This is a genomic window from Prevotella heparinolytica, assembly GCF_004342845.1.
GTDB classification, from domain to species: domain Bacteria; phylum Bacteroidota; class Bacteroidia; order Bacteroidales; family Bacteroidaceae; genus Bacteroides; species Bacteroides heparinolyticus.
The window spans coordinates 18,512-31,479 of sequence record NZ_SLXB01000011.1 but is presented as its reverse complement, the minus strand read 5'-3'; the positions used below and the strand labels follow the sequence as shown (position 1 = coordinate 31,479).

Annotated in this window: 11 protein-coding genes; 1 reads left to right on the top strand and 10 read right to left on the bottom strand. The window is 52.7% G+C overall.

Going from position 1 to position 12,968, the window contains the following annotated elements; genetic code table 11:
• Positions 1 to 172 precede the first annotated feature (172 nt).
• The 10 genes from EV202_RS07120 to EV202_RS07075 form a co-directional block, all read right to left on the bottom strand.
• Entirely contained in the window at positions 173 to 1,423 is a 1,251-nt protein-coding gene (locus EV202_RS07120; protein WP_131926384.1) for an FtsX-like permease family protein, read from the bottom strand.
• Complete coding sequence (locus EV202_RS07115) at positions 1,420 to 2,685, bottom strand: ABC transporter permease (protein ID WP_131926382.1); 1,266 nt, start codon at positions 2,683 to 2,685, stop codon at positions 1,420 to 1,422. Before EV202_RS07115 ends, EV202_RS07120 begins: the two co-directional genes overlap by 4 nt.
• A 29-nt stretch (positions 2,686 to 2,714) precedes the next feature.
• A complete protein-coding gene (locus EV202_RS07110) occupies positions 2,715 to 3,962 on the bottom strand; it encodes an FtsX-like permease family protein (protein ID WP_131926380.1) in 1,248 nt (415 codons plus the stop codon).
• Between the two features lie 33 nt (positions 3,963 to 3,995).
• Positions 3,996 to 5,288 (bottom strand): ABC transporter permease, encoded by a 1,293-nt coding sequence (locus EV202_RS07105; protein WP_131926378.1) that lies wholly within the window; start codon positions 5,286 to 5,288, stop codon positions 3,996 to 3,998.
• A 3-nt stretch (positions 5,289 to 5,291) separates the two neighbouring features.
• Complete coding sequence (locus tag EV202_RS07100; protein WP_131926376.1) at positions 5,292 to 5,912, bottom strand: GIN domain-containing protein; 621 nt, start codon at positions 5,910 to 5,912, stop codon at positions 5,292 to 5,294.
• 41 nt (positions 5,913 to 5,953) lie between these two features.
• On the bottom strand, positions 5,954 to 6,619 hold the full coding sequence (locus EV202_RS07095; RefSeq protein WP_131926373.1) for an ABC transporter ATP-binding protein: 666 nt from the start codon (positions 6,617 to 6,619) through the stop codon (positions 5,954 to 5,956).
• Positions 6,620 to 7,056: 437 nt separating this feature from the next.
• Positions 7,057 to 8,355: an ABC transporter permease gene (locus tag EV202_RS07090; protein ID WP_131926371.1), complete on the bottom strand. Its 1,299-nt coding sequence runs from the start codon at positions 8,353 to 8,355 to the stop codon at positions 7,057 to 7,059.
• Between the two features lie 45 nt (positions 8,356 to 8,400).
• Positions 8,401 to 9,723 (bottom strand): ABC transporter permease, encoded by a 1,323-nt coding sequence (locus EV202_RS07085; protein ID WP_131926369.1) that lies wholly within the window; start codon positions 9,721 to 9,723, stop codon positions 8,401 to 8,403.
• Between the two features lie 30 nt (positions 9,724 to 9,753).
• Complete coding sequence (locus tag EV202_RS07080) at positions 9,754 to 11,004, bottom strand: efflux RND transporter periplasmic adaptor subunit (protein ID WP_131926367.1); 1,251 nt, start codon at positions 11,002 to 11,004, stop codon at positions 9,754 to 9,756.
• Between the two features lie 340 nt (positions 11,005 to 11,344).
• Positions 11,345 to 12,268: a glucosaminidase domain-containing protein gene (locus EV202_RS07075; protein WP_131926365.1), complete on the bottom strand. Its 924-nt coding sequence runs from the start codon at positions 12,266 to 12,268 to the stop codon at positions 11,345 to 11,347.
• Between the two features lie 101 nt (positions 12,269 to 12,369).
• Between EV202_RS07075 and cdd the strand changes: the two genes are divergently transcribed.
• Positions 12,370 to 12,852, top strand: a complete 483-nt coding sequence (cdd, locus tag EV202_RS07070) for a cytidine deaminase (RefSeq protein ID WP_106068285.1) — start codon at positions 12,370 to 12,372, stop codon at positions 12,850 to 12,852.
• Positions 12,853 to 12,968: the final 116 nt, after the last annotated feature.

Here is a 12,968-nt window from a genome sequence, read left to right as displayed (position 1 = left end):
TCTATAGAGATGCGGCCAATCTCTCTATAGAGACAACACATGCGTCTCTATAGAGAGAGCATTAACGCCTCTATAGAGAGAGTGTCAACGCCTCTATAGAGAGAGTACCCGCATCTCTATAGAGGCATCACCCGCATCTTAATGCACGAATACCGAAAAAGGATAAAAAAGTCTATTCATCGTGCAACGCCTCGGCAGGTTGTATCCGCATCGCCTTGCGGGCAGGGAAACAGATGCCGAGCATGATTATTACGGCCAACAGCAACACCGCAACAGCGAAACATAAGAAGAAACGCCCCGGAGTGACATCCATCAATGTGTGCACCGTGAGGTCGGCCGCCTGCATGTTTACACAGATAATCAAGGCCGGAAACGCCGCCAGAGCCAGCAACAGCATTCCTTCCATCACATAATAGCCGAAAACGCCGGGACGAGAACAGCCCATAGCCATGCGCAAGGCTATCTCGCTTCTCCGTTTGCGGGTACGGAACCAGAAAGTGCCCAACACTCCCAGAAAGACATTGAATGCAAAGAAAAGTATCACCGCATAAGTGGTGTTCAGATAATTCACCGTACCCTTTTCGATATCAAAGGCCTCCTTCATGTCGGCATACGAACGGATGTCGTACAGATGGTAGGGGCCGATGGCCAGACGGCCTTGCATGTCGGCCGTAAAACGTTCGGCAAAGCCGGCCGCAGAACCGGGCGACACACGGACGGCAATGACGGCCCAATGTCCCGGCAGGGAAGCGGTGGCCGGGAGGTAGATGAAAGGTTGGTAGCGCTCGTATTCATCCGTCTTATGGGCGGGAAGCACCGCCATCACTTTATAGTTCGTTTCAGGCCGGGCACTTTGCATATAATAAGGATTGAAACACGTCTCTCCCACCCCGCCGCGCCCACTGAAAAGCGAATCGCTCAACGCAACGCTCATCATGACGGGCATGGGATATTCGTCCTTCAGCCAATGGGCTGCATCGAAAGTGCCGCGCAAAGGTTTCAGGCGGAACACGTCGAAATAGTCGGGACTGACGTAACGAATGTTGCAGTGCACCACATGGGTAGAGTCGGTATGAGGGGCATATCCCTCGAACATAACCTGCTCGGTATAGGGAATAGTTCCCCAATAGTAGCAAGCCGACTCCACACCGGGATAGCGGCTGATGAGACCGTATATCTGCTCCAGATATTCGGCAGAACGGCTCATCATGGCAGAATCGCGCGAAAGCATGGGCTCGATGGTGAGCTGCACATGAAACACATTCTCCGTATCATAGCCTTTGGGCCGGCGGGCAGCCGCCTCGTAATTGTATATCAGGTCGATGCCGTACCACAACAGCACAAGCACCACCAACAATTCCGCACCTATCCATGCATTGGAACGGCGCCGATTCCATATCTGACTGAACAAGCTCTTTATCATTTTTCTTCTCCTTTCAAAGTAGATGCTATGTTGCGTCGCGAAGCCATATAGGCCGGCAACAGCACCGATAGCAGATTAAACAACAGGCAAACGACAAACACAAGCCCGAACAGCACGGGCCGAAGCAGCAGACCTCCGCCCACACTGATGCCCGACAATTCTACATCGCCCGTGCCGAACAACCATGTCCGCCCCAACCATACCAGCAGGCAAGAGAGCAAATAGCCCAGCGCACCGCCGACAAAAACCGCAAGCAGGTTCTCCGCGAACAAGCGGTAAAGGATGGAAGCGTTCGAAGCCCCATAGGCCTTGCGCACAGCTATCTCGGTGACGCGTTCCTGCATCTGCGCATGCGTCATGCCGGAAATATTGATGGCGGGAACGATGAGCAACACCATCGCCAGCAGCCCGTAAACCAACGAGGCACTGATGCTTTTGTCGCGGAAGAACGTATACCCGACATGGGTATAAAGAGACGTCAACTCAAAAGCATATTCGGCCGCGGAGCTGTTCAGGCGGTCTTGCCGATGTTGCACTTCCGCACGGATGTCGGCAGGCCGGGCATCGGCCGAGAGTTTCAGCACACAGCGGCGAATGCCTCGCAAGCCTCCCGTGCGGTTGGAGTAACCATCTTCATTCTCCAAGGAGAAAGGAGTGAAGATATCGGCATAGGTTGTCTGGAAAATGGCATTGACATCCTTCACCACACCTACCACACGCGCCGGAAAGAAGCTTATCCGGAGTTCCTCGCCCACAACGTCCGTCGTACCGAAAAGCTGTAAGGCGGCATGTTCGGTAAGGACACATACCCAACGAGAGGCATCGTATTCCTCGGCGGTAAAGGGGCGTCCGGCAACAAACTCATAGCGGAAGAAATCAAACCAATTGCCTGCAACCGGACGGGCAAAATAGTTGTAGGTCGATTTGGAAGCCGGCAGCCCGCAGATGGATTTGGATACACCGCGATACCAAGTCACATCTTCCACACCGTCCAAATCATTGAAAAGTGCTTCGAATGCCATACGGCCTATTCCACCGTTATTGACATCGCTATGATTGCTGCGGCGATAGGTCGTGGCATCGCCCACATACATCAGCCGGGAACGGTCTGCTTCCGGAGCCATATCAGCCGTACGAAAATCATAAATCATCGCCACCGCCATTACGAAAGCAATGGTAACAGCCGTTCCCGTCACACTGATGACAGCATGGAAAGGATGCTGTCGCATCAGCCGGATGGCTTGAGAGACAATCTGTTTCATTCCTTTATATTTAAGTTCCAATTCATTACCTATTCGTCGTGCAGCGCCTCGGCAGGCTGTATGTTCATCGCCTTGCGGGCGGGGATGCCGATGCCGACGGCAATCATCAGTGCCATCAACAGGAAGCTGATGACGGCACACAACAGCAGACGCTCCCACTCCAGTGTGGTTCCGTTGCGCCAAGAGTTCAGTTCCAAATCGGCCAGATGATAATCGACGAGCAATGCCAACGGGGTGACTAACAACAGGAGCAGCCAGCCTTCGCACAGCAAACGCCTGAATACACCGCCGTCCGTTGCACCATGCGCTTTATGCAAAGCAATCTCCGACTTGCGTTGCTGCGTACGAAACCAGAACGTGCCCAGCAAACCGAGAAAGATATTGAGCAGCAGGAAGCCCATGCCCACCACGTAGTTGCGCAACTGCGACATCCAGCTCCGCTGGAAGTTTTCGCGCACATCGGCAAACGAGCGCACCTCGGCTATGAAAAGATTGCCCACGCGATAGAGTTTCTCGCTATCGGCCTTCAGGCGGTCGATGAAGTCACGGTCTTGGTCGGCACGCACCCGCACGCACCATTCATTGCTGTAATCCATCATGTTATCCGGCAACCTGTAGACCATCCGGTAGGAACTGCGGGCCTGCTGATAGTCGCTATACCTCACATTCTGCAAGGCTGCGCCCAGCTTAATCGCATTGACGGTGTCGCCGAACAGGAAGAAAGGCTTCCCCACCAACGAAGTCATCGTAAGGTCGTACTTTCTGTAAAGATTATCCGAGGCAAGAAACTGCCTCGGATCCTTCAGGATTTCGGCCAACTGTTCCGGTGTTTCGCCACGCGTGCCCCGGTAGCGGAACACCCGTACAAAATCGGGCGTCACAAGGCTGCGTATCGTCCATTGATGCGACTCTAAAGTATCATACCGCACCATCGTCGTACTGTTGCTTCCGTTATAAGGAAAGGAGTTCTGCGAAAGGCTTACGGCTTCCACGTCCGGACGGTGTTGCAGCCTGTTCAGCATCTCCTGCACGTCGTTATAGCGGTCTTCTCGGGTCTGGTTGGGGATATAATCGGGGCTTTTGTCCGTCAGCATCCCCATATTGATAAGGTAGCAATGCTCGATGTCGAAGCCTCTCGGCTCCAGATAAGTGGCCGCACTTGTATAGATGTAGTCTACAATGTACCACATCACCACGCTGACCACCAACAGCTCCAGAGCCAGCCAGACATTGCTTTGCCACTCGTTCTTTATCTGTGTCAATAATTTCTTAGTCATTGATGTATAGTTTGAGATTTTAGAAATAGCATCTTAATGCAGACGTCCTCCCAATGCGTTCACCACTCCCACTCTCGAAGCGCGCCATGCCGGGAAACCACTGCTCAACACATTCAGTACGAAGCAGAAAAGCAGTGTCCAACCGAAGGTGGAGGCATGTATCAGAATAGAGGCGTCGACCACCGGCACGTTTACCGTCTTTCGGAATCCTTCGGCAAAAAGCATCATGTCGGCCGCATAGGCAAAGGCCACGCTCAGCAGCAGCCCCAGCACGCCGGCCAAAAGTGTCACCACCATGTTCTCCGCCACAATCTGCCCCATGATTTCCATGCGCGTACTTCCGAAAGCACGCCGCACACCTATCTCGGCCACACGCTGGCGCAAGCGACTCTGCGTCATGCTGCTCAGGTTTATGGCAGGCACAATCAGGAGGATGGCGAAAACAATCAGCCGTTGACGCCGCGCGGCATTCACATCGGGCTCTATGTTGGCCCCTATCACAAGCGCATTCTTCTCCTGGTCGTAAGGGCGGTTGCGGTAAATCAGCGTGTAGCCTTCCTCGCCGATGACCTTGTTATACTCCTGCCTGCGTCGCTCCACCTCTTCGCGTATGGCGGGGAAGTCGCTGCGATGACGGGCCAGCATCGTACAGCTGGCCATTCCCATGTGGTCGTTCCAAGTGTCTTTCTCGAAGCCGGTGGAAGTGAACGGTATCCATACCTGCCCGTAGGCTGTGGAAGCAAGCGTAGAGACATCTCTCACCACCGCGCATACCCGGTAGGGGGCATGATTCAGCAGAAACTCCTTCCCGATGACGTCCGTCGTGCCGAAGAGATGGCGTGCCACACTTTCCGTGACCACCGCCACCGGCCTTCCGGCATCGAACGTGGCCTTGTCGTAGGGCTTCCCGCCGATGAAAGAGAAATCGAACACATGCCAGAACACGTCGTCCGTCTGCCGCAGGTCGATGCCTGTGGCAGGCTGCCCCGGCAGGGAAACGGGTGTGGAAACCGTCTGGAAGGCATATATGGTGACAGCCTCCGGCGTCTTCAACGATTGGAAACATTCGCGGGCTGTGCGGACACTCATCGGCCCGTTGCTGGTGCTCCCCTCTCCCCAGTCCTTATGGTTGATGCTCATCCACTTGACATGCAGAAAGCGGTCGCGGTTGCTTTCGGGAGCGAAGGGCACCACCTGCACCTGTTGCAGCATCACCACCAGCATGATGAGGAAAATGGCAAGTGCCGTGCCTGCTATGCTGACGGCACTGATGACGGGCTGCTGACGAAGCTGCGCCAGCGCTTGTGTGAAATAATGCTTAATCATAGCTCAACGTCCTATCTTTAAACCACGTGTATTCACACTGCCTATGCCGCCCTTGGATATGTCGGCACTGCCGGCCGTGCCTGTCAGCGTCACACTTCCCACTCCGTCCACCTTGGCAGCGAGGTAATCGCACTTCACGTTGACGGAAGCCCTGCCTACGCCGTTCAGTTTCACCTTCAGCGTGTTGCAGGTCAAATCCTTTACATCCAGATTTCCCACACCGTCTATCCTGAAAACGACATCGTCCAGCTTCAGCGCTTCCTCGCAGCTGAACCTGCCCACGCCGCTAAAGTCCACTTGTTTCAAATCGGGGGCGGAAAGGTATATCGTTACCCCTTCCTTCATATTGCGGTTCTTCTCGCCATTGTGTTTGAAGCTCACTACCAAACGGCCGTTCTTCACCGTGGTGGTCATGCCCTTCACGTACTTTTCCTTGCCTTCCAGTTTCAACGAGCAGGCGTCGCTTTGCGTAAAACAGACTGTGCCTACCGAATGTATCTCTATGGAAGAGAAAGCATCCACTTTCCGAACTTCACTCACCTTTTCGTCCTGTGCCCATGCGGCTACCGCAGCGGCAAATGCCAACACCAAAGCGATGATGACACCTATTACATTTGTTTTCATAATTGCCTTGTTTTAAATAAATATTTTGCCGTCTTCTTGGTTTATCCCACTTGCCGTCCGTCGAAGAAGCGGACTGTTCTTGAAGTCTGCCTGGCTTGCTCTTCGTTGTGCGTCACCATCACGATGGTGCGCCCGTCTTCTTTGTTGAGCCGGTGCAACAGTTCCATGACTTCGGCACCCATCTTGGAGTCCAGATTACCCGTAGGCTCATCGGCAAGGATTATCTCCGGATTGCCGATAATGGCACGGGCAATGGCTACACGCTGGCACTGACCGCCGGACAACTGCGTGGGCATGTGGCGCATGCGGTGGCTCAGCCCCACCTTCTGCAACACCTCTTCAGCCAGCCGGCGACGCTCCTTGGCCGACACCTTTCTGTACAGCAGCGGCAACTCCACATTGTCCAGCACATTCAATGAGTTAATCAGGTGGAAAGACTGGAACACGAAGCCCAGATTCCGGTTACGGAAAGCGGCCAGTTCCTTATCTTTCATGCCCTCTACCCCGGTGCCCGCAATTTCGATGGTGCCGCCGGTGGGAGCATCGAGCAAGCCCATGATGTTCAGCAAGGTAGACTTGCCGCAACCCGACGGTCCCATGACGCTGAGGAACTCGCCTTTGTTCACTTCGAGGTTTACATTCTCCAATGCTACGGTCTCAATCTCGTTCGTACGATAAATCTTGTTGATGCCTGTTAACTTAATCATAATGGTAAAGTATTAAATTGTTATTATTTGGTTTATTATTCTCTTTTCAGACACATATATATACTGTTGTCAACGTCGTATATATCTCATGGGCAACGACATCGGCATCTCATGGGCAACGACATCGGCATCTCATGGGCAACGACATCGGCATCTCATGGGCAATGACATCAGCATCTCATGGGCAACGACATCAGCATCTCATGGGCAACGACATCAGCATCTCATGGGCAACGACATCAGCATCTCATAAGCAACGACATACGTATCTCATAAGCAACGACATACGTATCTCATAAGCAACGACATACGTATCTCATAAGCAACGACATACGTATCTCATGAGCAACGACATACGTATCTCATGAGCAACGACATACGTATCTCATGAGCAATGACATCAGTATCTCATAGAACACAGATAGAACAGCACTTCCCTACTCGTCGCGCAAGGCTTCCGTGGGAGAAATGCGGCTGATGTTGCGTGCCGGGAAAAAGATACCCGTCATCACCACTGCAAGCAGCAGAATGAAGATGATGAGCGACACTCCGATGAAATGCTGCGTGAAGTCGCTCACCCAGTAAGAGTCGGCCGTCCCCTCCATCCATGACAGCCCCTTGTGCAGCCCCTCCTTCAGGGCATATTGCAGGTAGATGAAGAAACCGACAAGCGAAGCCGTCACAGTGAGAACCGCCCCCTCGCCCATCAGCATACGTATGATGTGGCCGGGCGTTCCTCCGAACGAGAGCATCACGCCCACCTCCTCACGCCGTGTACGCGTCTGCAACCAGAAAGTGCCGATAACGCCCAGGCAAAGATTGATGAGGAAGAAAGCCGCCATCGCCAGATTGCGGCGGTAGATGGGCCCTGCGCTTGTAGCCTCGCGCTCTGCAATGATGGCATCGTAGGAGCGCACCTGCCGGGCAAAGAGGTTGCCTGCCCTGAGTTCTTTCACCATCCACGGACGGAAGTCGTGCAGAAAACGCTTCATGCTGACGCCCTCCTTGAGCCGAACCAATATCTGGACGTATTCCGGTATATTGGTCGCATCGACAGACAGCATGGGGCGGAAAGCAACCATGACAGGCTTCCATTCGCTGTAAGCCTTGAACGTTCCCAGCACACCGGCCACCGGATAGTAAGTCGTATCATTGGCATAAGCACTCCAACAACGCTTGCCCGACACGTCGCTCCGTCCGAAAAGCGCTCGGGCGGTATTCGCCGAGAGTACAAGGTCATTCTTCGCATAGTCGTAGTCGGACAGTTGTTCGGGCGTTCTTCCCGCTGCCGGACGAAAGCCGTAGGTCTCGAAGAATTGCGTATGGGGCAGAAACTGCATCCACAACATTTGATAACGCAGTGTGTCGTTTTCGGCCATCATGACGTTGCTGCTGTTTCCTTGCGAGCAAGGATAACAAAAACCCATCAGCGGCGTTGTGCGCTCCACACCCTCGAAACTACGGGCACGGCGCACCAAATTCATGTAATTGTCCATCAGCGTGGCCGAGTCCCGCTTCTCCGCATCATAGCCCGGAGCGCCCGGCTGCAAAGCGGCCAGCGAAACCAGGCAAAGTCGGTCGGCATCATAGCCGAGGGGAATGCTGCGGTCGTGCGTCACCACAATAACGGGGTCTAATATCACCCAAGCGAGGATGCTTACCAGCAACAACTCGGCCAACAGCCATCCGTTGCGACGGCGGCGTGCCCAAAGATTCTTCAATATGAGTCTGAACATAACGATATCTCCATTTTATCACCTCTCATGGGAAGAATGAGACGGTTAACGTTTTTCATTTAATGAGTTCACAATCGGCCGGCGCAACGAATGCCAAGCGGGAAGCAACGCCGACAACAGATTCAGCAGCACGCATACCACCAATGCCGCCAAGAAGACCAACGGGGCAAACAGCATCTCGCCCGACACACGCACGTCCACTCCTTCGGGCACCCTCCCCGGCCAACTGTCGAATACCGTAAATACCCATTCGCGACTGACGTAAATCGCCAGCCATGCCAGCAGCAGCCCCAGCGCACCGCCCATCAGCGTCAGCAGCAGGTTCTCCCACATCACCTGCGAGAGCAGCGTCCGCCTCCCGGCACCGAACGACTTGCGCACGCCCATCTCGGCCAACCGCCCGTCCATGCGGCTCGAAATCATACCGCTCAAATTCAACGAAGGCACCAGCAGCAATACAATCAGTATCAGCGCGAAGTAGCGCACCGTGGCCCATGCATCGAACTCACGGCTTACATACTCTTGGAATACGCTGCGCAAATGGGTGGTGGGCTGCTCATAGAAATCCACTGTCCAGTCATCGGGGTGCATCGAGTTCTCCTTACGGACAATCTCTTTCAGTTCCGCCCGCAAGGCTTCACCCTGACGGCTGTCCTTCACAAGGAAAGTCAGGTTGAACGCTCCCAGATAGTCGAATCCGTATTCCTTATCCCGATAGTCCGGCGACACGCTGTAAGGAAGATAGGCCTGCGCATACGACTCGCCTGTCAGGCAGCTGGCCGAACGAACCACGCCGCATACACGGTAGTCCACATAGTTCAGGCTGAACGTGCGTCCTTCCACTCCCTTCACGGTGCCGAAAAGGCGGCGGGCCAGCTCGTCCGTTATCACGGCCGTATGGACGCCTCCGTCCAAATCAGCCGTCGTAAACGCTTTTCCCTCCAGAAAACGGAAAGCATAGATACGGAAAAAGGCCGGGTCGGTCAGCTTGACGGATACGGAGAAATCGCCGCTTCCATCCACCGGCTGGATGTAACTGTTCTCCTGCATGTCGTTCCTCAAAGAGGCCGAAACGACCAACGCATTCTTCATCGGATAAAACCACTCCTGCAAAGCCTTGTAGGACACACCCCATTGATAGGTATGCTGACGGTCGGTGCCGGGATTCTTATTAAAACGGGCATTGGTAAGATAGAGCGTATTTGCCCTGTTCACCTCCGGATAGACGGGAGCCAGCTTGACGTAATATACCACGGCCACAATCATGGTCATGGCGATGGCAAGCCCCGTGCCCACGATGTAGAGCGCGCTGAAGAGCTTGTTTTGCCTCATCAATGCCCAAGCTTGTTTGAAATAGATTTTTATCATAACCATCATAGAGATTAAATAAACTTGTTTTCAGTCTTTCAGTTTGAGTTTGTTCTTGTTCTTGTACTGGCTCATATCGCTCACCACCACTTCATCGCCCGGCTTCAGACCACCGACGACTTCCACAAACTCGAAATTGCTGTCGCCCAATTGCACTTTGCGTTTCACTATCTCCTTATCGGCATTGCGCACAAAGAGCTCGTACTCTCCGCGCCCTACGTAATAGCTTGCATTGGCCACACGCATCACGTCTTCTTTCACGGCATTCATCACATAGACATCCGTCTTCAACCCCGAACGCAGCCGGCGGTTGTTGTCTTCGTTCAGTTGCACGGCAAAGGATATCACGCCATTCTTGGAGAGCGGTGTCACGCTGCTTATCGAGCCTTCCAGCTTTTCGCTGCCAATCTTCACGATGGCTCTGCCGCCCGCCGCCACACGGTCGCCATAAGTGTCGGCAATCTCGCCCTCCACCTTGAAATGGCTCAAGTCGGAAATAACGGCAATCCGGCTGCCTTCGGCCACTTGGGCGCCAATCTGATTGTCGATGTACGTAAGGATGGCCTTGCGGGGCGAACGGACTTGTGCATCGTCCAGCGTGCGCTTGGTCTCGGCCAAAGTCTTCCGAAACATGCTGAACTCCAGTTCACGCACCTGATATTCGGCAGCCAGCACCTCCTTCTCGTTGGCATATTGCTGCTGCAGTTGCTCGTACTCCAACTGCGCCACGTTATAGCTGAGCTCCGCTTGGCGCACCTTGTCGGTAGTGCCCGAACCAAGACTGTCGAGGTATTGCTCGTTGCGCAGCTCCACCTTCATGCGGTCCAGCTTCATGGCGGAGACTTTGATTTTCATCTGCAAATCGGTCAGCTTGGTCTGATTGTCAAGCTTCAGTTGCTTCAGCTTGTAACTGCGCATCTGCTCTTCGTCCAGCATCTTCTTGTAGTCCGTCTCGGCACTCTGCAAGTCCAGTTTCATGATGGGGGTACCCGCATCCACACTGTCGCCCCCCTTCTTATATACTTCCAGAATGCGTGTGTTGATGGGGGAATTTATGATCTCCTCGAACGCCGGAACCACTTTGCCCGATGCGCTGACACTGACCTCAATCGTGCCTTTCTCTACTTTAGAGAATACAAGGTCGCTAACCTTCACTCCCGTACGCATCAATGAAATCAGTACGCTAACCGCAACGATGCCCGCCACACCGGCAATGCCGTAACGGATGATTTTCTTATTGCGTTCTTTCTTACGCACCTCTTTCGGAATTTCTCTATCCATAGTTTCTGTTTTTACTGTTTGCGAACATAACACAGAATTAATACCAATACCATGCCAAAATCATAAATCACTGAAAGTAAGTTCAATGGATAAAAAACAAGGTGTCCGTTTTCGGACACCTTGTACGTTTTCGGATAGGAAAGAACAAGATGGGGCAGAAGCGCTGCTATGACATGCAAGGAAGTATAAGCCCGCACCTGAGCAATCGTAACCCCACACCTGAGCGAACGTCAGCCCACACTTCAACAGGCACAAGCCCACACTTTAAGGATGGTAACCCCGCACTTTAGAGGAGCTCTCCCCACAGCATAGGAAAGGTAAGCCCACAGCATACAGGTCATTATCTCAGCCTCAACCTGTCGCCCACCTCCGGAACGTAATCCGAATCCTTGCGATTCATCTTATAGAGATTCTTCAAACGGATGCCGTATTTCTGCGAAATGGAATGCATGGAATCACCATCTTTCACAATATAAACGGTATATGCTTTAGAGGCCTTTTTCTTTTTCCCTTTCAGATAAATGATGTCTCCATCCTCCAATGTATAGTCTTTATGAAGGTCGTTGTATCTCACCAACTTCTTCCAACTGATGTCAAACTCCTTGCCCAGCAGGCGGAAAGAGTCTCCGTCGCGCGCCACCACGTAAGCTATGTCATTGGCAATATACACCTGATGCGGATGGGCAAGCCATGGTTTCTTCTTCAGCTCCTTCTCCCAGTTGCGGGTTTCGCCCCTGCTCATACCGCGACTGTCGTACTGATAGAGTTCATAGTCCTCAATAATCGTAATCAATCGATTGGCATACGAAGGGTCGGTGGCATAGCCGGCCTTTTTCAACCCACGCGCCCAGCCTTTATAATCCGTTATCTTCAGGCTGAAAAGAAATGCATAGCGGACTCCCTGCCTTAGAAAGAGAGAATGGTCTTCATAGGAATCTTTCGGGTGGGAATAGGCACGAAAGCACTCGTCGCGTGCGTCGTCATCATGATAAACCTTACTTCCGGTCCAAGTGCGATGACACTTTATCCCGAAATGGTTGTTGCTCTTGCGTGCCAACTGACTATGTCCGGCACCGCTTTCGAGCAAGCCCTGCGCCAAAGTGATACTGGCAGGTATCTTATGCTTCCGCATCTGGTCTACGGCAAGCGGAGCGTATTGCTTGATATATTCATTGAAGCGGGGATTTCTGCGCTGTGCATGTATCGAAGCGACGGAAGTGAATATGAGGGCTATGACCACGGTCAGTCTGAAAATACATTTCATGTTTCAATAGTTGAGTTCGATACAAAAGTCCGCAAAAGAATTGAAAAAACCAATCTCTTTTCTACCTTTGTAACATTAATTACAATATAAACCTCTTCTATATGAAAGAACTGAATATCCGAATCGCACTTAAAATATACGAATACGAAGAACTGAATGCCACCGACCGCGAACTGATGGACGCTGCGTGCGAGGCTACCAAACGTAGCTATGCCCCCTACTCGCACTTCTCGGTAGGCGCTGCGGCAAGGCTGGCAAACGGCATTATCATAACAGGCTCTAATCAGGAGAATGCCGCCTATCCTTCGGGTATTTGCGCCGAACGCACCACACTGTTCTACGCCAACTCGCAATGTCCCGACCAAGCTGTGGACACTTTAGCCATCGCAGCACGCAATGAACGCGGTGAGTTTCTGGAAGCTCCCATTCCACCCTGCGGAGCCTGCCGGCAAGTTATGCTCGAAACGGAAAAACGCTTCAAACATCCCATGCGTGTATTACTGTATGGAACAAAAGGAATCTATGAATTGAACAATATAGGAGAACTACTTCCCTTGTCATTCGATGCTTCGGTCATGAGATGACTCCTGTTGTGCACATTATCGCAAGATAATTCGTCTTAAACAACCGTTCATGCCACTTCCCATTATTAAAATCCGGTTATGGAAGAAATCAGTGACTAAGAACAGCAGCTTCATGC